This window comes from Nonomuraea sp. B208 (genome assembly GCF_057536035.1).
On the sequence record NZ_BAAJOU010000028.1, the window covers coordinates 167,262 to 187,389 of the forward strand.

General features: G+C 73.2%; 18 protein-coding genes. 12 read left to right on the forward strand and 6 right to left on the reverse strand.

The features are described from left to right. Nucleotides 1–10 precede the first annotated feature (10 nt). Genes AC27IY_RS37055 through AC27IY_RS37075 form a run of 5 tightly spaced genes read left to right on the forward strand, consistent with a single transcriptional unit; the run spans nt 11 to nt 2,771 of the window. On the forward strand, nt 11–565 hold the full coding sequence (locus AC27IY_RS37055) for a PaaI family thioesterase (protein WP_364444240.1): 555 nt from the start codon (nt 11–13) through the stop codon (nt 563–565). Beyond that, nucleotides 562–1,002 carry a dUTP diphosphatase gene (dut, locus tag AC27IY_RS37060; RefSeq protein WP_344212377.1) on the forward strand — a complete coding sequence of 147 codons (441 nt, stop codon included), beginning with the start codon at nt 562–564 and terminating at the stop codon, nt 1,000–1,002. Before AC27IY_RS37055 ends, dut begins: the two co-directional genes overlap by 4 nt. Before the next feature lie 39 nt (nt 1,003–1,041). Further along, on the forward strand, nt 1,042–1,683 hold the full coding sequence (locus AC27IY_RS37065) for a DUF3710 domain-containing protein (RefSeq protein WP_344212375.1): 642 nt from the start codon (nt 1,042–1,044) through the stop codon (nt 1,681–1,683). A gap of 28 nt (nt 1,684–1,711) precedes the next feature. After that, entirely contained in the window at nt 1,712–2,098 is a 387-nt protein-coding gene (locus AC27IY_RS37070; RefSeq protein ID WP_026214276.1) for an OB-fold nucleic acid binding domain-containing protein, read from the forward strand. Nucleotides 2,099–2,102: 4 nt separating this feature from the next. After that, the gene (locus AC27IY_RS37075; protein ID WP_487180890.1) at nt 2,103–2,771 is read left to right on the forward strand and encodes a DUF3159 domain-containing protein; all 669 of its coding nucleotides are present in this window, start codon (nt 2,103–2,105) and stop codon (nt 2,769–2,771) included. A 40-nt stretch (nt 2,772–2,811) separates the two neighbouring features. Here the strand turns inward: AC27IY_RS37075 and AC27IY_RS37080 are convergent, their stop codons facing one another. After that, nucleotides 2,812–4,062 (reverse strand): class I SAM-dependent RNA methyltransferase, encoded by a 1,251-nt coding sequence (locus AC27IY_RS37080; RefSeq protein ID WP_364444248.1) that lies wholly within the window; start codon nt 4,060–4,062, stop codon nt 2,812–2,814. Between the two features lie 65 nt (nt 4,063–4,127). Between AC27IY_RS37080 and AC27IY_RS37085 the strand changes: the two genes are divergently transcribed. Next, on the forward strand, nt 4,128–5,765 hold the full coding sequence (locus AC27IY_RS37085; protein ID WP_487180891.1) for an alpha/beta hydrolase: 1,638 nt from the start codon (nt 4,128–4,130) through the stop codon (nt 5,763–5,765). On the opposite strand, the gene AC27IY_RS37090 is transcribed toward AC27IY_RS37085, so the two are convergent. Next, nucleotides 5,752–7,788 (reverse strand): APC family permease, encoded by a 2,037-nt coding sequence (locus AC27IY_RS37090; protein WP_423450845.1) that lies wholly within the window; start codon nt 7,786–7,788, stop codon nt 5,752–5,754. The genes AC27IY_RS37085 and AC27IY_RS37090 overlap by 14 nt on opposite strands. A gap of 102 nt (nt 7,789–7,890) precedes the next feature. Here AC27IY_RS37090 and AC27IY_RS37095 point away from each other — a divergent pair, with 102 nt between their 5' ends. Continuing rightward, entirely contained in the window at nt 7,891–8,556 is a 666-nt protein-coding gene (locus AC27IY_RS37095; RefSeq protein WP_423450844.1) for a potassium channel family protein, read from the forward strand. Next, on the forward strand, nt 8,556–9,215 hold the full coding sequence (locus tag AC27IY_RS37100) for a potassium channel family protein (RefSeq protein WP_344212363.1): 660 nt from the start codon (nt 8,556–8,558) through the stop codon (nt 9,213–9,215). Before AC27IY_RS37095 ends, AC27IY_RS37100 begins: the two co-directional genes overlap by 1 nt. Before the next feature lie 23 nt (nt 9,216–9,238). On the opposite strand, the gene AC27IY_RS37105 is transcribed toward AC27IY_RS37100, so the two are convergent. From AC27IY_RS37105 to AC27IY_RS37120, 4 genes are all read right to left on the reverse strand, one after another. Then, the gene (locus AC27IY_RS37105; protein ID WP_423450843.1) at nt 9,239–9,838 is read right to left on the reverse strand and encodes a response regulator transcription factor; all 600 of its coding nucleotides are present in this window, start codon (nt 9,836–9,838) and stop codon (nt 9,239–9,241) included. A gap of 16 nt (nt 9,839–9,854) precedes the next feature. After that, nucleotides 9,855–11,012: a sensor histidine kinase gene (locus AC27IY_RS37110; RefSeq protein WP_487180892.1), complete on the reverse strand. Its 1,158-nt coding sequence runs from the start codon at nt 11,010–11,012 to the stop codon at nt 9,855–9,857. Between the two features lie 170 nt (nt 11,013–11,182). After that, complete coding sequence (locus AC27IY_RS37115; protein WP_423476716.1) at nt 11,183–12,337, reverse strand: sensor histidine kinase; 1,155 nt, start codon at nt 12,335–12,337, stop codon at nt 11,183–11,185. 50 nt (nt 12,338–12,387) lie between these two features. Continuing rightward, nucleotides 12,388–13,542: a glycoside hydrolase family 18 protein gene (locus tag AC27IY_RS37120; protein WP_487180893.1), complete on the reverse strand. Its 1,155-nt coding sequence runs from the start codon at nt 13,540–13,542 to the stop codon at nt 12,388–12,390. Between the two features lie 117 nt (nt 13,543–13,659). Here AC27IY_RS37120 and AC27IY_RS37125 point away from each other — a divergent pair, with 117 nt between their 5' ends. The 4 genes from AC27IY_RS37125 (at nt 13,660) to AC27IY_RS37140 (ending at nt 20,101) form a co-directional block, all read left to right on the forward strand. After that, on the forward strand, nt 13,660–14,574 hold the full coding sequence (locus AC27IY_RS37125; RefSeq protein WP_344212354.1) for an LLM class F420-dependent oxidoreductase: 915 nt from the start codon (nt 13,660–13,662) through the stop codon (nt 14,572–14,574). A gap of 46 nt (nt 14,575–14,620) precedes the next feature. After that, nucleotides 14,621–16,183, forward strand: coding sequence for a 3' terminal RNA ribose 2'-O-methyltransferase Hen1 (locus AC27IY_RS37130; protein ID WP_487180894.1), 1,563 nt, complete (start codon nt 14,621–14,623; stop codon nt 16,181–16,183). Beyond that, the gene (locus AC27IY_RS37135) at nt 16,167–18,629 is read left to right on the forward strand and encodes a polynucleotide kinase-phosphatase (protein ID WP_487180895.1); all 2,463 of its coding nucleotides are present in this window, start codon (nt 16,167–16,169) and stop codon (nt 18,627–18,629) included. The genes AC27IY_RS37130 and AC27IY_RS37135 overlap by 17 nt, the downstream gene beginning before the upstream one ends. A 68-nt stretch (nt 18,630–18,697) precedes the next feature. After that, on the forward strand, nt 18,698–20,101 hold the full coding sequence (locus tag AC27IY_RS37140; protein ID WP_423450837.1) for a sugar porter family MFS transporter: 1,404 nt from the start codon (nt 18,698–18,700) through the stop codon (nt 20,099–20,101). The last annotated feature ends 27 nt before the right edge of the window (nt 20,102–20,128 follow it).

Below are 20,128 nucleotides of genomic sequence, written 5' to 3' on the forward strand. Positions count from 1 at the left end.
CTCGTCACCCGTGACCCGTTCCTCCCTGACCACCCCGCCGCCCGGCGCCGTGGCGCCCGCGGCGCCGCCTGGAGCCCCGCGGCCCGGCGCCGCCCTCGGCTCCCACTACGGCCGCTGCTTCGGCTGCGGCACCGAGCACCCCACCGGCCTGCACCTCAAGGCCAGGACCCCCGACGGCGCCACCGTCGAGGCCGAGTTCACGGTGGGCGAGGCGCACCAGGGCGCGCCCGGGCTGGCGCACGGCGGCGTGCTGGCCGCCGCCATGGACGAGGTCATCGGAATGTCGGTCTACCTGTTCCACAAGCCGTATGTCACGGGACGGCTGGAGACCGACTACCTTCAGCCCGTTCCCGTGGGCACGACACTCCACCTGCGTGCCTGGTGCAACGGCATCGCGGGGCGGAAGGCGTACCTTGAGGCTGAGGGGCGCATCGGCGCCCCAGACGGGCCGGTCGCCGTCCGGGCGGCGGCGCTGTTCATCGAGGTGAGCATGGAGCACTTCGCCGCGCACGGCGATCTGGCCGCCATCGCCGCCGAACACCAGGACTTCGAGGTGAATCCGTGAGCAAGGTGGAGGTTCTGATCCAGCGGCTCGACGCCGAGCTGCCGCCGCCCTCCTACGCCCATCCGGGCGACGCGGGGGCCGACCTCTACGCGGCCGAGGACGTCGAGCTGGCGCCGGGCGAGCGGGCCGTGGTCGGCACGGGGGTGGCGATCGCCCTGCCCGACGGCTACGCGGCCTTCGTGCACCCGCGCTCCGGCCTCGCGGCCCGGCACGGCGTCACCCTGGTCAACGCGCCCGGCACGGTCGACGCCGGCTACCGCGGCGAGATCAGGGTCACGCTGATCAACACCGACGCCAAGGAGCCGTTCCGGCTCCGGCGCGGCGACCGGGTGGCCCAGCTGGTGATCCAGCGGGTCGAGCGCGCCGCCTTCTACGAGGTCGAGCGGTTGCCCGGCTCGGTGCGCGGCGCCAACGGATTCGGTTCGACGGGGCGCTGACGGCCCCTTTCAGCAGCACTATCAGGGAGAGTGAGGAACGTGTTCCGACGTCGTCGTCGTGAGCAGCCGGATGCGGTGGCCGAGCAGGAGCAGGCCGCCCCCACGCGCGAGTCCGGTCCGTGGGACGCCGACGAGCCCCACCCGGACAGCGAACGCATCGACCTCGGCGGCCTCCGGCTGCCGCACAACCCCGACTTCGAGGTGCGCCTGGCCTCGGTCGGCGACCAGCATGTCGGCGTGGTCGTCATCAGCGGGGAGGACACGCTGCAGCTCCAGGCGCTGGCCGCGCCGCGCAGCTCCGGCCTGTGGGACGAGGTCAAGACCAAGATCCGCGCGCAGGCGAAGGACCTGGAGGAGCGCGAGGGCCCGTTCGGCACCGAGCTGGCCGGCGAGCTCAGGGTCGACGGCGCCAGCCGCCCGGCCCGCTACCTCGGCATCGACGGGCCGCGCTGGTTCCTGCTCGCGGTGATCTCCGGGCCCGGCGCGTACGACGAGGCCGTCGCCGGCGCGTTCGTCGACTTCGTCAAGGACGTCGTCGTGGTGCGCGGCGACGAGCCGATGGCCCGCGAGGAGCCCATCCCGCTGCGCCGGCCCAACGAGCAGGGGAGCGGCGACCAGGCGGACGAGCGCCCCGGGCTCAACCCGTTCAAGCGGGGGCCGGAGATCAGTGAGATTCGCTGAGAGCTGACATCACGTAGGCTGAGTCATCATGAGTACGGCAGAGCCCGCGAAACGCGGGGGATTGCGTGGGTTCTTCGCACGGCTGGCATCTCCCCAGTCGGAGATCGAGGCCCAAGAACTACGGGAGGACGCCGACGAGGTCGGCGCGACCCCGATCGTGTCGTGCGGCGGGCGCAGGCGCTTCTGCGTGGCCGGTACGCTACGTACCGTGACGTTGCGTCCGAGGGGCGGCGCCCCCGCGCTGGAGGCCGAGCTCTACGACGGGTCCGACGTGATCGACCTGGTCTGGCTCGGCCGCCGCAAGATCGCCGGCATCGAGCCGGGCCGCACGGTCAAGGCCGAGGGGCTGGTCAGCATGCAGGACGGCCGCAAGGTGATGTTCAATCCGCGATACGAGCTCCGGCCAGGGAGTTGATCAGGTGAGTGCTGAGGCGCAAGAGGTCGCCCACGACACGGTGGAAGCGGCGGTGCGAGCGCAGCTCGCCAAGGCGTTCGGCGGCGTGCGCGGCATCATCGAGGCGGCGGTCCCGACGATCGCCTTCACGGTGTGCTGGCTCGTCACCGAGGAGCTGAAGACGTCGCTCATCGTCAGCATCGCGCTGGCGGTGCTGCTGCTGGTGGCCAGGGTCGTGCAGCGGTCCACGCCGCAGTTCGTCATCAACAGCCTGATCGGCATCGCGATCGGGGCGTTCTTCGCCAGCCGCACCGGCGACGCGAAGGACTACTTCCTGCCCGGCATCCTGTGGAACGCCGGCTACATGGTGGGCATGCTCGTCTCCATCGTCGCCCGGTGGCCGGTGGTGGGCTTCCTCATCGGCTCGGTCACCGGCGATCCCACCGCCTGGCACAGGGACCCCGGCATCGTCCGGCTCTGCACCCGGCTCACCTGGCTGCTCATGCTGCCGTGCGCGGTCCGGGTGGCGGTGCAGGGGCCGGTCTACCTGTTCGGCGGCGGCGACGAGGCGGTGGCGGCGCTCGGCCTCGCCAAGATCATCATGGGGTGGCCGCTGCAGGTCGCGGCGCTGGCCGCGATGCTCTGGGTGCTCGGCCGCGGCCGCACCCCCATCAAGCCCCCGGCCGCGGCCTGACCCGCCGCCTGACCCCTCTGCGCGGTCAGGCGGGCAGCGGTCAGGCGGGCAGCAGCAGGCCCACGCACTCCACGTGGTGGGTCATCGGGAAGGCGTCGAACGCCCGCAGGTCCGACAGCACGTAGCCGCGCTCGGCCAGCCACTTGAGGTCGCGGGCGAAGGTGGCCGGGTCGCAGGACACATAGACGATGCGCGTGGCCTCCAGGGCGGCGACGCGCTCCACCACCTCGCGGCCGAGCCCCGCCCGCGGCGGGTCCACCACGACGAGGTCGGCGCGCTCGATCTGGAAGCGGTCGAGGGCCTCCTCCACCCGCCCGCGCTCCACCCGGGCCTGCGGCAGGTCGCGGAGGTTGGCGCGGGCGTCGCGGACGGCCGCGGCCTCGGACTCCAGTCCGAACACGGCGCCCTCGGGCCCCACCGCCTCGGCCAGGCCCGCCGCGAACAGGCCCACCCCGCAGTAGAGGTCGAGCGCCCACTCGCCGGGCTCCGGCGCCGCGTACGCCAGCACCGCGTCCAGCAGGGTCTCCGCCGCGCCCGGATGCACCTGCCAGAAGCCGCTGCCCATCACCCGGAAGCCGCGCTCGCCCACCTGCTCGTGCAGCACCCCTGAGCCGCGCCGCGGCTCGGTGCGGCCCTTGCCCTGGTCGAGCAGGATCGAGGCGGGCGCGTCGAGGTCGGGCACGGTCACGCTGCGCCGCGGCCGGGGCCTGACGACCACGGCCCGCTCGCCGCCGGACGAGGCGATCACCTCGACCCCGGCCGCCCCCGGCCAGGTGTGGGCCTCCGCGGCGACCGCCTCCACCTCGGGATGGGCGATCAGGCAGGCGTCGACCGGCTCGATGTCGTGCGAGCGGTGCCGGCGGAAGCCCAGCTCGCCGCCGGGCAGCGCGGCGAACTGCACGCGGGTGCGCCAGCCGAGGCCGTCCTCGGCGCCCGGCACCTCCTCGACCACGACCTCACGCTCGATGCCCGCCAGCCGCTGGAGCTGCTCGGCCACCACCTGCGCCTTGAGCCGCCGCTGGGCGTCCAGGGTGGCGTGCTGCCAGTCGCAGCCGCCGCAGCGGCCCGGCCCCGCGTACGGGCAGGGCGGGACCACGCGGTCGGGCGAGGGCTCCAGGATCTTCACCGCGTCGGCGCGCAGGAACTTGGCGCTCTCCTCGGTGACCTCGGCGACCACCCGCTCGCCCGGCAGCGCGTGCCGGACGAACACCACCCGTCCTTCGTGCCGCGCCACACACCAGCCGCCGTGCGCGACCGGACCCACCGTCAGCTCCAGAGTTGCCTGTTCCACATGCCACACCCTATGCCCTGACCTGGCCCACTACCCTCGGAATTGATCCACTACTGTTGGTCGTCGTGGACACGGCGCGGGTGGTGAGGCGGTGGCCTGGCTTCGGGGGAGTCCTGCTGGGCACCCTGTTCGCCTGCGCCTCGCTGACGCCTTCACTCCTGCCGCGCACCTGGATGTACCAAGGGGTGATGGCCGCGGTCACCGCCCTGATCGGCTACGCGGTCGGCGCCACGATCGGCGCGCTCGGCCGCGCGCTGATCGCCTACCGCCCGTCCGAGCGCGGGCGCCGCCTCGCCTGGCAGGCCCTGATCGGCGGCTGCGCGGCCCTGAGCGTGGTGGCGCTCTGGTACAGCTACGACTGGCAGCGCGACCTGCGCGCGCTCATGGGCGTGGACACCCGCATCACCTGGTTTCCGCCGCTCATCCTGGCCGTGGCGGTGGTGCTGTTCGCGCTGGGGCTGCTGCTCGCCCGGCTGGTACGCCTCGGCGGCCGCAAGCTCATCGGCTGGCTCGGCCGATTCGTGCCGATCTACGTGGGGCAGGCGATCGGCGTGCTGCTCGTCGCCGTCCTCGTCGCGGTGTTCGCCGACGACGTGCTGTTCTCGGCGTTCGTGGCCCGGGTGAGCGACGTGTCCTCGGTCGCCAACCAGGGCACCGATCCGGGCGTACGGCGGCCCGCGACGAGCCTCGTGTCCGGCGGCCCCGGCTCGCTCGTCCCGTGGGACACGCTCGGCAAGGAGGGGCGCACCTTCGTCGCCACCGCCCCCAGCCCCGCCCGCCTCACCGCCTTCTCCGGCCATCCGGCCACCGAGCCCATCCGCGTGTACGTCGGCCTCGAAGCCGCACCCACCCCGGAGGCCCAAGCGGCCCTCGCCGTGCGCGAGCTGGAACGCACCGGGGCCTTCCGGCGGCCGGTGCTCGCCGTGCTCGGCACCACCGGCACCGGATGGGTGGACCCCAGCATCCCCGCCGCCCTGGAGCACATGTACGACGGCCGCTCGGCCACGGTCGCCGTGCAGTACTCGTACCTGCCGAGCTGGGTGTCGTTCATGGTGGACAGGGGGCGGGCGGCCAGGGCGGGGCGGGCGCTGTTCGAGGCGGTGCGGGCCCGCTGGGCCGAGCTGCCCGCGGACGACCGGCCGAAGCTGGTGCTGGCGGGGGAGAGCCTCGGCTCGTACGCGCTGGAGAACGCCTTCCGCGACCTCGACGACCTGGCGGCCCGCACCGACGGCGCGGTCTTCGTCGGCCCGCCCAACGCCAACCCCATCTGGCACCGCGTCACGGTCGGCAGGGAGCCGGGCAGCCCGGTGTGGCGGCCGGTGTACGAGGGGGGCCGCACCGTCCGCTTCGCCCAGACGCCCGGCGATCTCGACCTCCCGCCCGGCCCCTGGGCCCGGCCGCGCGTGGTCTACCTGCAGAACGCCTCCGACCCCGTCGTCTGGTGGACGCCCGCGCTGATCCTGCGCCGGCCCGCCTGGCTGGAGGGCGAGCGGGGGCCCGGCGTGAACCCGGAGATGAACTGGTTCCCGCTGGTGACGTTCTGGCAGGTGCTGGTGGACATGACCTCGGCGCTGTCGGTGCCGCCCGGCCACGGGCACCGCTACAACGCCAACGTCGTGGACGCCTGGGCGGCCGTGGCGGCGCCGCCCGGCTGGGACGCGGCGGACAACGTACGGCTGCGGGCGCTGCTCAGCTCGTCGTGATCTCGTCGTCCTTGACCTGCCCGGGGCGGCGCACCGCGCCCGGCGCGAACGGCTCCCGCCGGCCCGTCAGCCGGTCGGAGGAGTGGAGCTGCCAGGGCACGCTGGTCACCATGATGCCCGGCTTGAACAGCAGCCGCGCCTTCAGCCGCAGCGCGCTCTGGTTGTGCAGCAGGTGCTCCCACCAGTGGCCGACGACGTACTCGGGGATGAACACCGTCACGACGTCGCGCGGCGAGCGCCGCCGCAGCGACTTGACGTAGTCGAGGACCGGCTGGGTGATCTCCCGGTAGGGCGAGTCGAGCATCTTCAGCGGCACCGGGATGCCCCGGCGCTCCCACTCCTCCTGGAGCTGGCGGGCCTCCTCGCCCTCCACGCCCACGGTGACGGCCTCCAGCGTGGACGGCCGGGTGGCGCGGGCGTAGGCCAGCGCCCGCATCGTCGGCTTGTGGATCTTCGAGACGAGCACGACCGCGTGGTTGCGGGCGGGCAGCATGGCCGGCTCGTAGTCCTCGTCGAGCTCCAGCTCGGCCGCCACGTTGTCGTAGTGGCGCCGGATGCCCTTCATCATGAGGAACAGGATCGGCATCGCGATCACCACGATCCACGCCCCGACCATGAACTTCGTCAGCAGCACGACGATGAGCACCAGCCCGGTCATGACCGCGCCGAAGAAGTTGATCACCCGGGAGCGGTGCATCTGGTGGCGGAGCCTGAGGTCCCGCTCGGTCCGCAGGAGGCGGGTCCAGTGGATGACCATGCCGGTCTGGCTGAGCGTGAACGAGACGAAGACGCCGACGATGTAGAGGTTGAGCAGGCGGCTGACGTCGGCGTTGAACCCCCACAGCAGCAGGCACGCGCCCGCCGCGAGGAGGATGATGCCGTTGGAGAAGGCCAGGCGGTCGCCCCGGGTGTGGAGCTGGCGCGGCAGGTAGCGGTCCTGGGCCAGGATCGAGCCCAGCACCGGGAAGCCGTTGAAGGCCGTGTTGGCCGCCAGGAACAGGATGAGCGCGGTCACCGCCGAGATCAGCACGAACATCAGCGACCCGCCGCCGAACACCGCGTCCGCCACCTGCGAGATGATCGGCTGCTGGTAGTAGCCGGGGCCGACCGGCGTGCCGTCCTGCCGGATCAGGTCCTCGGCCACCACGGACGGCTCGGCCACCTTCACGCCCGAGGCCAGGCCGAGCGCGATGATGCCGCCGAACATCGTGATGGCCACGAGGCCCATCATGAGCAGCGTCGTGGCCGCGTTCTTGCTCTTGGGCTTGCGGAAGGCGGGCACGCCGTTGCTGATGGCCTCGACGCCGGTGAGGGCCGCGCAGCCGGTGGAGAACGCCCGCAGGACGAGGAAGGCCGCGGCGAAGGCCGTCAGATTGGTCTGCTCGGGGCGTACGGTGAAGCCCGCGCTCGGGGCGTGCAGCTCGTCGCCGAGCACCAGCAGCCGGAACCCGCCCACGATGATCAGCCCCAGCACGCCGATCATGAACGCGTACGTGGGGATGGCGAAGGCGACCCCGGACTCGCGGATGCCGCGCAGGTTGATCACGGTGAGCAGGACGACGATGGCGATGGCGACGGCCGGCTTGTGCTGGCCCACGATCGGGATGGTGGCGCCCACGTAGTCGACGCCGTTGGCGACGGAGACCGCGACGGTCAGCACGTAGTCGACCAGCAGCGCGCTGGCCACCGTGAGACCGGCGTTCTTGCCGAGGTTGGTGGTCGCCACCTCGTAGTCGCCGCCCCCGCTGGGATAGGCGTGCACGTTCTGCCGGTAGGAGGCGACCACTGTGAGCATCACCACGACGACGGCGGCGGCGATCCACGGGCTGTAGGCGTAGAAGGAGACGCCGGCCAGCGACAGGATGACCAGGATCTCCTGCGGCGCGTAGGCCACGGAGGAGAGCGCGTCACTGGCGAAGACCGGCAGAGCAACGCGTTTGGGGAGCAATTGCTCGTGGAGCTGCCCGCTGCGCAGGGCGCGCCCCACGAGCAAGCGTTTGACAAGATCCGTTACCTTCGCCACGTAACGAGATGCTAGCCCCAGACGTACGGCTTAAACGAGGCACTCCCCCCTAGCGCCATACTGGAGGCTGAGCAACCGCCGGCCGCGAACATGCGGGGGAACATGCATATTGTGATCATGGGGTGTGGCCGTGTGGGATCGACCCTCGCGCACATCCTCGAGGACAACGGCCACTCCGTCGCCATCATCGACCGCGACCCGCAGGCGTTCCGGCGGCTGCGGGCCGGGTTCCGGGGCCGCCGGGTGACCGGGGTCGGTTTCGATCGCGACGTGCTCACCGACGCCGGCGTCGAGTCGGCGGCGGCGTTCGTGGCCGTCTCCAGCGGCGACAACTCCAACATCATCTCCGCCCGGGTGGCCCGCGAGACGTTCGGCGTCGACAACGTCGTGGCGCGCATCTACGATCCCCGCCGGGCCGAGGTCTACCAGCGCCTGGGCATCCCCACGGTGGCCACCGTCCGCTGGACCGCCGACCAGATCATGCGCCGCATCCTGCCGGAGGGCGCCGAGCCGCTGTGGCGCGACCCCACGGGCACCGTCGTGCTCGCCGAGGTGGCGGTCAACCCCTCCTGGATCGGCACCCGCGTCATCGACGTGGAGAGGCGCGTCGGCGCCCGCGCCGCGTTCGTCAACCGCATGGGCGAGGCCCTCACCGTCACCAAGGACCTGGTGGTGCAGGAGGGCGACGTGCTGCACGTCATCGCCGCCGAGAACGACATGGACCGGATCAACAAGGCGCTCGCCGGGGCGCCGGAAGAGGATGACTGATGCGCGTCGCCATCGCCGGAGCGGGCGCGGTCGGGCGTTCCATTGCCGCGGAGCTGCTGGAGAACGGCCACGAGGTCCTGCTCATCGACGTCGACCCCCGCGCCATCAAGATCGACAGCGTGCCGCGGGCCGAATGGCTGCTCGCCGACGCCTGCGAGATCGCCTCACTCGACGAGGCGGGGCTCAACAACTGCAACGTCGTGGTCGCCTCCTCCGGCGACGACAAGGTCAACCTCGTGGTGTCGCTGCTGGCCAAGACCGAGTACGGCGTGCCGCGCGTGGTGGCCCGCATCAACCACCCCAACAACGAGTGGCTGTTCAACGAGTCGTGGGGCGTGGACGTCGCCGTCTCCACCCCGCGCCTGCTGAGCGCCCTGGTGGAGGAGGCCGTGAGCGTCGGCGACCTGGTGCGGCTCATGACGTTCCGCCAGGGCCAGGCCAACCTCGTCGAGCTCACCCTGGCCGAGGACGCCCCCGTCGTCGGCCAGCGGGCCGGCGCGGTGCCGTGGCCGAACGACTCCGCGCTGGTCGCGATCCTGCGCGAGGGGCGGGTGCTGGTGCCGTCGGCGGACGACCCGCTGGAGGCGGGCGACGAGCTGCTCTTCGTGGCCAACCAGGAGGTCGAGCAGGAGCTGGCTCACCTGCTCTCCCAGCACTGACCCCCGCTCCTGGCGGGCCGGGGTCAGAGCCAGCCCATGCGCTGGGCCGTACGGATGGCCTCCAGCCGGTTCTGGGCGTTGAGCTTGGTCATCGCGCTCGACAGGTAGTTGCGCACGGTGCCCTCGGTCAGGTGCAGCTCGCCCGCGATCCTGGAGATCGTCGCGCCGTCGCCGGCCAGCCGCAGCGCGTCGCGCTCGCGGTCGGTCAGCGGGCTGTCGCCGGCCGCCATGGCCGCCGCGGCCAGCTCGGCGTCGAGGTAGCGCCCGCCGCCCTGGACCTTGCGGATCGCCATGGCGAGCTCCTCGGCGGAGGCGTCCTTGCCGAGGAAGCCGCCCACGCCCGCGGCCATGGCCCGGCGCAGGTAGCCGGGCCGGCCCAGGCTGGTCAGTATGACGATCTTGCAATGGGCGCTGATCTGCTCGGCCGCGCTCAGGCCGTCCATGCCGGGCATCTCGATGTCCAGCACGGCCACGTCGGGCCGGTGCTCGGACACGGCGGCGACGACCTCGTCACCCCGGCCGACCTGGGCGACCACCTGGATGCCCTCCTCCAGGTCCAGCAGGGCCGCGATGGCGCCGCGGACGAGGTGCTCGTCGTCGGCGAGCAGCACGCGGATGGTCATGGTCTCTCCCCCCGTCTCACGCGGGCACCGCCGCCCGCAGCAGGTAACGGCCCTCGGGCGTGGGCGCCGCCTCCAGGCTGCCGCCCGCCGCGCGCACCCGTTCGGCCAGTCCGGCCAGGCCGTTGGGCGCGTGCGGGCCCACCGGGCCGCTCACCCCGTCGTTGGACATCTCCAGCACGCCGTCCTCGATCCTGATCTCGCAGCGCTCGGCCCGGCTGTGCTTGAGCACGTTGGTGGTGCCCTCGCGGACGACCGTGGCCAGCAGCGTGCGGCTCTCGGGGGACAGCGTCGCCGTGTCGGCGCGTACGGCGCAGCGCACGCCCGCGGCCTCCAGCACCGCCCGTACGCTGGCGAGGACCTCGTCGAGGTCGACGGCGCGGTAGTTCTGGACGACCGCGCGCACCTCGCGCAGCGAGCGCCGGGCCAGGTCGCGCACCTCGAACATCTCGGCCGCGGCCGCCTCCGGATCGACGCGCAGCCGCTCCTCGGCGTGCCCGGCGCGGGCGGCCACGTCGGTGAGGCTCTGGCCGAGCAGGTCGTTGAGGTCACGGGCGAAGCGCAGCCGCTCCTCCGAGACCGCGAGCCTGGCCAGCGCCTCCTCGCCCTCGTGCGCCTCGTGGGCCAGCCGCCACAGCCGCAGGTTCGCCCACGTCGCGACGACCGCGAGCGCCGTCAGGAACGTCATCACCAGCACCAGCGCCAGCATGTCCGCGAACCTCGCCCCGGTCAGCACCCCGATCAGGGCGAGGATCACGATCGAGCCGGTCGAGACGACGGCGATCGTGCGCCTGCGGACGAACGGCGTCAGCGCTCCCAGCCAGGGCGGGAGCGCCCACACCACGGCCACGACGGCCAGCAGCAGCGCGAGCGCCCCGGTCACGGCCAGCAGCTTCGTGGGCCGAGGCCCGCCGCGCACCGCCACCCGGAACGGCCGCGTGCACAGCGCGGTGAAGATCACCAGCAGGACGGCGGCGCCGCCCGCCACGGCGGCGGGCAGGCCCATCTGCCACTGGACGTAGAGCGGGTAGAGGCCGATCAGGCCGAGCAGCGTCACGATGTCGGTGGAGTAGACGATCACCCAGCGGACCTTGTCGAGCTTGGTCGCGCCGCGCACCCGCCGCAACGGCCCCACCCGCCGCCCGTCCCCTGCGGCCGCACCCGCCTCCGGGATCACCGGGCCGGGCTGCGGATCTGCCGGGCCGGACTTCGGGTCTGTGGGGGCGGGCTTCGGGCCTGTCAGGCTGGGCTTCGGGTCTGTGGGGGCGGGCTTCGGGCCTGTCAGGCTGGGCTTCGGGTCTGTGGGGCCGGGCTTCGGGTCTGCCGGGCCGGCCTTTGAAGTCGGTGTCATGCCGGCACCGTCTCCCGGGCCGGCAGCTCGCCCACGACCGGCACGGTCGCGCGCAGCAGGAACTCGCCCGTCGCCGTGGGCGCGGCCGACAGGGTGCCGCCCGCGGCGACCAGCCGCTCGGCCAGCCCGCGCAGGCCGCTGCCCGGCGGCGGCGCCGCGCCCCGCGCCACCCCGTCGTTGCGCATCTCCAGCAGACCGCCGTCGATCGTGATGGCGCAGCGTGTGGCCCTGCTGTGCTTGAGCACGTTGGTGCCGCCCTCGCGCACCACCCACGCGAGCAGCGCCCGCGCGGCCGGTCCGAGCCCGTCGGCACGTACGTGGACGACGCAGCGCGTGCCGGACGCCTCCAGCGCCGCCCGCACCCCGGCCACCTCCTGGTCGAGGTCGAGGTGCTGGTAGCCGTGCACGGCCTGCTGGACCTCGGCCAGCGAGTCGCCGGCCAGCTCACGGACCTCGGTCATCTCCGTCAGCGCCCGCCCGGCGTCCTTGGTGGCGAGCTTGGCGGCCAGCTCGCTCTTGAGGGTGATCACCGCCAGGCTGTGGCCGAGCAGGTCGTGCAGGTCGCGGGCGAAGCGCAGCCGTTCCTCGGCGACCGCCAGCCGGGCCCGCGCCTCGCGGGCGTTGGAGGCGTCCCTGATGATCCACCAGAGCCAGCGCCACAGGAGCATGGCCGGGATCATGAAGGCGAAGTTGATCGTCAGGCTGATCAGCACGCCGGGCCAGCTCTGCCCGTGCACGAGCGCGCCGTGGACGGTGAGCAGCCCGGCAACCGCCGCCGACAGGCAGGCGATCGCCCGGGGCGACAGGTAGAGCGCGGCCGCGGCGAGCCATAATGTGCCCACCTCGATCCACGGCGAGGAGTTGTCGTAAGCGGGCGGGCGTAGCAGCGTCGCGGTCAGCGCGAACACCCCCGCGAGCGCCAGCTTCCAGGTGGGGCGCGGCCGGTGGTCGAAGGCCTCCCTGAGGAGGACGGGGAACAGCGCGCACAACCCGAGCTGACAGACGACGGTGGCCGCGGCGTGGAGGGGCGAGATCGCGCCCGCCATGCTCCGGCCGACGGTGAACGCCACGGTGATGACGGCGATCAGCGCCACGACGCCGTCCATCCAGTAGATCAGGATCTTCCTGGCCGTCTCAGGACGAGCCGCCATCGCCCCCTCCCCACTCGCCTGGATATGTTGACGGTAAGGGAATCCTATAGTCAGGGTACGGATCCGCGCAGAACGGTCGCGGCCCCCTCATCGGGATCGGCCCCGCGCAGGGACAGCCAGGCGAGACCGTGGCGTACGGCGTAATCGGAGAGGGTACGGGCGTCCTGCTCGCTCAGCTCGGACCCGTCGGCGAGCACCAGCGTCAGCGCGACGCGCCGCCAGGCGTCCTCCTCGTCCGGCAGCGACTGGGCGCGGGCGATCTGCGCCTCGGCCAGCCGTACGGCGTCGGCAAGCCGGGACAGCCGGCCGGAGGGGGCCGTGCGCGGCTCCAGCCCGGCCAGCAGGTTGACGGTGCCGACCTCGGCCCCGGCCCGGTGGGTGGCCCGCAGCGCCGCCACGCAGGACGCCCCCAGCCCGGACGCCGTGAGCGGCGCGGTGAAGCTGATCTGGAGCTCCCGCTCCCGCTGGAGGACCCGGAGCGCGCGGGCCCGGCGCGCCGCCGTCGCGGCGCTCTCGCCCTCGGCGGGCAGCTCGAAGTCGACGGCGGAGACGTCGAAGGCGCCCACCACCCGCCGGTAGGCCGCGGCGAGCGCGCGCGGCTCGGTGCAGCGGGCAGCCGGGTCGGCGCCGCCCGCGCCCCCGCTCCCGTCTCCGCCCCCGCTCCCGTCTCCGCCCCCGCTCCCGTCTCCGCCTCCGCTCCCGCCGCCGAACGACGGCGCGGCGTCGCCGCCGAGCGCCCTGAGCCGCCCGATCCTGTTGGCCACCTGGTTGACGCCGGGGTCGATGAGCGTGCCGCCCGCGCTCGCCCAGGCAGGGGAGCAGCCGTCGGCGCCGCCCGCGACGAGGTGGCCGAGCAGGTAGTGGAGCACGCCGGTGCGCAGGGCCGTGGCCGGCAGGTCGAACGCGGGGTCGGCGGCGGTGTCGACGTACCCCACGAAGCCGGGACCCACGGTGGCGGGCCCCACGAGGCCGGGCCGCATGAAGCCGGGCGGCGGCGCCTCGGCCACCGCGGCCGAGAGCGCGGGCGTGTGCAGGCCGAGGGGCGCGGCACGGGAGGCGGGCGGCGCGGGCGGCGAGGACGTGGCGACGGCGCTCGCGGGCGGCAGCAGCCGGACCGCGACGACGGTGGCGGCCACGAGCGCGAGCCCGGCGAGGACGGCGAGAGGACGGGGGAGCAGGCCCGGCTCCCTCTGGTGCCGCGGCATAGAGCACTCCCCGTGTTCGATCAGCTACCTAGGGCGCTGGGTTGAACGCTAGCAAGCCGGGCGACGCGACGTGACCCCTTTCCGGTTCGCGTCCGTTGTGCGCTGATAATGGCTGACATGAAGCTGCGGATCTTCACTGAGCCCCAGCAGGGCGCCACCTATGACGACCTGCTCACCGTCGCCCAGACCGCCGAGCGGCTGGGCTTCGACGCGTTCTTCCGGTCCGACCATTATCAGCGCATCGGCGCGGGCGACCCCGGCGTCGGCTCGACCGACGCGTGGGTCACACTGGCGGGCCTGGCGAGGGAGACCTCGGCCATCAGGCTGGGCACGCTGGTGTCGCCGGCCACGTTCCGGCTGCCCGGGCCGCTGGCGATCAGCGTGGCCCAGGTCGACCAGATGAGCGGCGGCCGGGTGGAGCTGGGCCTCGGCACCGGCTGGTTCGACGCCGAGCACACCTCGTACGGCATCCCGTTCCCGCCCGCCGGCGAGCGCTTCGGCCGTTTCGAGGAGCAGTTGGAGATCATCACCGGCCTGTGGACGGCGGAGAAGAGCTACTCCTTCGAGGGCAGCTACTACCGGCTGGCCGACTCGCCCGCGCTGCCCAAGCCGGCGCAGCGGCCCCGGCCGCCGATCATCATCGGCGGGGTCGGCGCCAAGCGCACGCCGCGCCTCGCGGCGACGTACGCCGACGAGTACAACGTGCCGTTCCGCTCGCTGTCCGACACCGGGGCGGCGTACGACCGGGTGCGCCGGGCGTGCGAGGAGACCGGGCGCGAGGTCGTGCTGTCGGCCGCGCAGACCACGGTGGTCGGCGCGGACCGGGCGGAGATCGAGCGGCGCGCGGCGGCCATCGGCGAGGACGCGGACAAGCTGCGCGAGAACGGCCTGTGCGGCACGCCGGCCGAGGTCGTCGAGCGGATCGGGCAGTTCGGCGCGCTCGGCGCCGAGCGGTTCTACCTACAGGTCCTCGACCTCGGCGACCTGGAGCACCTGGAGCTGATCGCGGCCGAGGTGCTGCCGCACGTGTAGGTAAACGGATGGCGGGTTTTCGCGGCGTTCCTGCACACTTGGGAGGGTGCTGCTGACGATCACGAACACCGCGAGGCCCGCCACCGACCTGGGTTTCCTCCTGCACAAGCATCCTGAGCGCGTGCAGGAGTTCCGCCAGTCGTCCGGCACGGCCACCGTGTTCTACCCGGAGGCGGGCGAGGAGCGCTGCACGGCGGCGCTGCTGCTGGAGATCGACCCGGTCGCGCTGGCCAGGGCGCGCGGCAAGGGCTCGCCCGACTTCAGCCTGTCGCAGTACGTCAACGACCGCCCCTACGCGGCCTCCTCGCTGCTCGCGGTGGCGCTCGGCGAGGTGTTCCGCACCGCGCGGGCGGGTCGGTGCGCGGCCCGGCCCGAGCTGCCGGGCAGGGCGCTGCCGCTGGAGCTGACGCTGCCCGCGCTGCCCTGCCGTGGCGGGCCCGACCTGGCCCGGCGGCTGTTCGAGCCGCTGGGGTGGGAGGTCGAGGCGCGGGTGCTGCCGCTCGACGAGGGTTTCCCCGAGTGGGGTGAGTCCCGTTACGTCCGTCTCGCGCTGCGCGGCACGGTGCGGGTCGCCGACGCGCTCAACCACCTGTACGTGCTGCTGCCGGTGCTCGACGACGGCAAGCACTACTGGATCGCCCCCGACGAGGTGGACAAGCTGATCCGGGCGGGGGAGGGCTGGCTGCGCGGGCATCCGGAGCGGGGCCTGATCACCCGCCGCTACCTGGGACGGCGGTGGTCGCTGGCGCGTACGGCGCTGACCCGGCTCGCCGAGCTGGGCGACGAGACCGAGGAGCACCTGGAGCCGGCGCTCGCCGAGGACGCCCCGCCCGAGGCGACCGCCGCCGACGAGGCCGCCGCCGCCGAGGCCGAGGCCGCGGCGAGCGAGGCGGCCGAGGCCCCGGAGGCCGCGGAGGCGCGGAACGAGGCCGCGGGGGCCGGCGAGGCCGGCGAGCCGGGTGCGGTCGGCGGCGAGAAGGCCGGAGCGCCGGAGGTCAAGGGCGGGTCGCTGAGTGTGCGGCGGCGGGAGGCGGTGCTGGGCAAGCTGACCGAGCTCGGCGCGGCCAGCGTCATCGACCTGGGCTGCGGCCAGGGAGAGCTGGTCGCCGCGCTGCTGTCGCGCCCGGCGTTCGCGCGGGTCGCCGGCATGGACGTCTCCCCGCTGGCCCTCACCATCGCCGCCCGCCGCCTGCGCCTCGACCGCATGCCCGAGGCCAAGCGGGCCCGCCTCACCCTCTTCCAGGGCGCGCTCACCTACACCGACAAGCGCCTGTCCGGCTACGACGCCGCGGTGCTCATGGAGGTGATCGAGCACGTGGACCCGCCCCGCCTGGCGGCGCTGGAGCGTGTCGTGTTCGGCCACGCCCGCCCCCGGCACGTCGTCGTCACCACGCCCAACGTCGAGTACAACGTCCGCTACGAGTTCCTGACCGGCCTGCGCCACCCCGACCACCGCTTCGAGTGGACCCGCGCCGAGTTCGCCGCCTGGGCCCGCCGGGTGGCGGCCGAGCACGGCTACGCGGTGGCGTTCGAGCCGGTCGGCGACGACGACCCGGAGGTCGGCCCGCCGACCCAGATGGGAGTGTTCACCCGTGATCAGCGTTCCTGAGCTGTCGCTCGTGGTGCTCGTCGGGGTATCCGGCAGCGGCAAGTCGACGTTCGCGCGCCGGCACTTCAAGCCGACGCAGGTGATCTCCTCCGACTTCTGCCGCGGCCTGGTCGCCGACGACGAGAACGACCAGACGGCCACCCCGGCGGCGTTCGACCTGCTGCACCACATCGTGGGCGTGCGGCTGGCCCGCGGGCTGCTCACCGTCGTGGACGCCACCAACGTCCAGCAGGCCGCCCGCGAGAGCCTCGTCGCGCTGGCCAGGAGGCACCACGTGCTGGCCGACGCGATCGTCCTGGACGTGCCTGAGCAGGTGGCCATCGCGCGCAACGCCGCCCGCCCCGACCGCGACTTCGGCCCCGGCGTGGTGGTCCGCCAGCGCAAGGACCTGCGCCGCTCGATGGGCAGGATCGCCCGCGAGGGGTTCAGGAAGGTGCACGTGCTGCGCGGCCCCGAGGAGATCGACGCGGCGGTCATCGGCTACGAGAAGGCGTGGTCCGACCTCACCCACCTCACCGGGCCGTTCGACGTCATCGGCGACGTGCACGGCTGCCGGGCCGAGCTGGAGGCGCTGCTGGCCCGGCTGGGCTGGCAGGGCGTGCGGCATCCCGAGGGCCGTACGGCGGTGTTCGTCGGCGACCTCGTGGACCGCGGCCCGGACACGCCGGGCGTGCTGCGCCTGGTCATGGACATGGTCGAGGCCGGCACGGCGATCTGCGTGGCCGGCAACCACGAGCACAAGCTGGTGCGCGCGCTCGACGGCCGCAAGGTCAGGATCGCCCACGGCCTGCAGGAGTCGCTGGACCAGCTCGCCGCGCAGCCGCCGGAGTTCGTGGCGCGGGCGAAGGCGTTCATGGACGGCCTGCTCAGCCACTACCGGCTGGACGGCGGCCGGCTCGTGGTCGCGCACGCCGGGCTGAAGGAGTCCTACCACGGGCGGGCCTCCAAGCGGGTGCGCGAGTTCGCCCTGTACGGCGAGACGACCGGCGAGACCGACGAGTACGGCCTGCCCGTCCGCCTGCCGTGGGCCGAGGACTACCGCGGCCGCGCCATGGTCGTCTACGGGCACACGCCCACGACGCGGCCCGAGTGGGTCAACAACACGATCTGCCTCGACACCGGCTGCGTCTTCGGCGGCCACCTGACGGCGCTGCGCTACCCGGAGCGGGAGCTCGTCCAGGTCCCGGCGGAGAAGGTGTGGTACGAGCCGGTCAAGCCGCTCGGCACCGGACTCGGCCGCGACCCCGGCACGCTGGACATCGGCGACGTGACCGGCACCCGGCACGTCGAGACCCGGCACGGCGGCCGGATCAAGATCGGCGAGGCGAACGCGGCCGCCGCACTGGAGGTCATGAGCCGTTTCGCGGTCGATCCGCGCTGGCTGGTCTACCTGCCGCCGACGATGGCGCCGCCGGAGACCTCCCGCCTGGACGGCTACCTGGAGCACCCGCACGAGGCGTTCGAGGAGCTGGCCGCGGCCGGCGTGCGCGAGGTCGTGTGCGAGGAGAAGCACATGGGCTCGCGGGCGGTGGCGGTGCTGGCGCGTACGCCGGAGGCCGCCGAGGCCCGTTTCGGCGTGCGCGACGGCACGTGCGGCGCGGTCTACACCCGGACCGGGCGGCCGTTCTTCGCCGACACCGGCCCGCTGACCGAGCGGCTGCGGGCGGCCTGCGCGCCGCTGTGGGACGAGCTCGGCTCCGACTGGGTGGTGCTCGACTGCGAGCTGCTGCCCTGGTCGGCGAAGGCGGGCGAGCTGATCAGACGCCAGTACGCCTCGGTGGGCGCGGCCGCCCGCGCGGCCCTGCCGGAGGCGGTCGCGGCACTGGAAGCGGCGGCCGGGCGCGGACTGGATGTGGGCGAGCTGTTGACCCGCACCCGGCGCCGCTACTCCAACGCTGCCCTGTTCCGCGAGGCGTATGCGCGCTACTGCTGGCCGGTGGACGGCCTGGAGGGGGTCAAGGTGGCCCCGTTCCAGATCCTGGCCTGCGAGGGGCGGGCCACGGCGCTGGAGCCGCACGCCTGGCACCTGGCCACGCTCGGCGGGCTGGACGCGCCGCTGATCGCCCCGACCCGGCACGTGTTCGCCGACCTCGGCTCGCCCGCGTCGCGGGCGGCGGCCACCGAGTGGTGGGAGTCGCTGACGGCGGCCGGCGGCGAGGGCATGGTGGTCAAGCCCGCGGTCCACACGCCGGGCCGGGTGCAGCCGGGGATCAAGGTGCGCGGGCGCGAGTACCTGCGGATCATCTACGGCCCCGACTACACCGAGTCGCTGGACGTGCTGCGCAGGCGTTTCCTCGGCAAGAAGCGCTCGCTCGCCCTCCGCGAGCACGCGCTCGGCCTGGAGGCGCTGTCGCGGCTGGCGGACGGCGAGGCGGCCTGGCGGGTGCACGAGCCGGTCTTCGCGGTGCTGGCGCTGGAGTCCGAGCCGGTGGACCCGCGCCTCTAAAGGTTGGGTAAGGGGTCCGCTAGGTCCCTGACGTGCGGGTATGCCCCGGTGACGGGGAAAGGACCTGCATGGCCACTCAGCACACGCATCAGGAGCATCTGAGCTACGTCGTGTTCATCACGGCGGCCGCCGCCATCGGCGGGTTCCTGTTCGGCTATGACAGCTCCGTCATCAACGGCGCGGTCGTCGGGATCCAGCGGCACTTCCAGGTGGGTCCTGTGCAGACGGGCGTCGTGGTGGCGATCGCGCTGCTGGGCTCCGCCGTCGGCGCCTGGTTCGGCGGCAACCTGGCCGACCGGTGGGGCCGTACGCGGTCGATGCAGGTGGCGGCGCTGCTGTTCGCGGTCAGCTCGATCGGGCAGATGCTGCCGTTCGCCATCTGGGACCTCGCGTTGTGGCGGGTGATCGCGGGCTTCGCCATCGGCATGGCGTCGGTGCTCGGACCGGCGTACATCGCCGAGGTCGCGCCGCCCGCCTACCGGGGGCGGCTCGGCTCGTTCCAGCAGCTCGCCATCGTGCTCGGCATCGCCGTCTCGCAGCTCGTCAACTACGTGATCGCGCGGCTGGCGGGCGGCGCGGTCAACAACCACCTGTGGGTGCTGCAGGCGTGGCAGTGGATGCTGGGCGCGTGCGCGGTCCCGGCGCTGCTCTACCTGATGTTCGCGCTGGTCATCCCCGAGTCGCCGCGCTACCTGATCATGGCGGGCAAGTCGCGGCGGGCGCGGGAGGTGCTGGCCGAGGTCGAGGGCGAGGACACCGACCTCGACGCGCGCATCGCCGAGATCCAGCACGTGGTGCGCACCCAGCGGGTGCCGGGGCTGCGCGACCTGCGCGGGCCCGCGCTCGGGCTGCTGCCGATCGTGTGGGCCGGCATCGTCCTGTCGGCCTTCCAGCAGCTCGTCGGCATCAACGTGATCTTCTACTACTCGTCGGTGCTGTGGCAGTCGGTGGGCATCAACCAGAGCGACTCGCTGCTGATCAGCTTCTCCAGCTCGATCATCAACATCATCGGCACGTTCATCGCGATCTCGCTCGTGGACAGGATCGGGCGGCGTCCGCTGCTGCTGATCGGCTCGGCCGGCATGGCGCTCTCGCTGGCCACGGCGGCGTGGGCGTTCAGCGCCCCCCGCGTGAACAGGGGCGGCGTGGTCGCGCTGCCCGATCCGCAGGGGCCGATCGCGCTCGTGGCGGCCAACCTGTTCGTGCTGTTCTTCGCCCTGTCCTGGGGTGTGGTGGTCTGGGTGCTGCTGGGGGAGATGTTCCCCAACCGGATCCGGGCCGCCGCGCTCGGCGTCGCCGCCGCGGCGCAGTGGCTGGCCAACTGGGCGGTCACGGTGTCGTTCCCGGCGCTCGCGGCCTGGAACCTGCCGGTCACCTATGCGGCGTACGCGGTCTTCGCGGCGCTGTCGTTCGTCTTCGTGCTCCGGCGGATCAAGGAGACGAAGGGCCGCAAGCTGGAGGAGATGGGCTAGCCCCGTTTCCGTACGTGCCGCCAGCAC

Coding starts and splice junctions, on each gene's coding strand:
- AC27IY_RS37070 (WP_026214276.1), top strand. CDS start 1,712: ATGAGTACGGCAGAGCCCGCGAAACGCGGGGGATTGCGTGGGTTCTTC.
- AC27IY_RS37095 (WP_423450844.1), top strand. CDS start 7,891: ATGCATATTGTGATCATGGGGTGTGGCCGTGTGGGATCGACCCTCGCG.
- AC27IY_RS37100 (WP_344212363.1), top strand. CDS start 8,556: ATGCGCGTCGCCATCGCCGGAGCGGGCGCGGTCGGGCGTTCCATTGCC.
- AC27IY_RS37105 (WP_423450843.1), bottom strand. CDS start 9,838: ATGACCATCCGCGTGCTGCTCGCCGACGACGAGCACCTCGTCCGCGGC.
- AC27IY_RS37115 (WP_423476716.1), bottom strand. CDS start 12,337: ATGGCGGCTCGTCCTGAGACGGCCAGGAAGATCCTGATCTACTGGATG.
- AC27IY_RS37120 (WP_487180893.1), bottom strand. CDS start 13,542: ATGCCGCGGCACCAGAGGGAGCCGGGCCTGCTCCCCCGTCCTCTCGCC.
- AC27IY_RS37125 (WP_344212354.1), top strand. CDS start 13,660: ATGAAGCTGCGGATCTTCACTGAGCCCCAGCAGGGCGCCACCTATGAC.
- AC27IY_RS37140 (WP_423450837.1), top strand. CDS start 18,698: ATGGCCACTCAGCACACGCATCAGGAGCATCTGAGCTACGTCGTGTTC.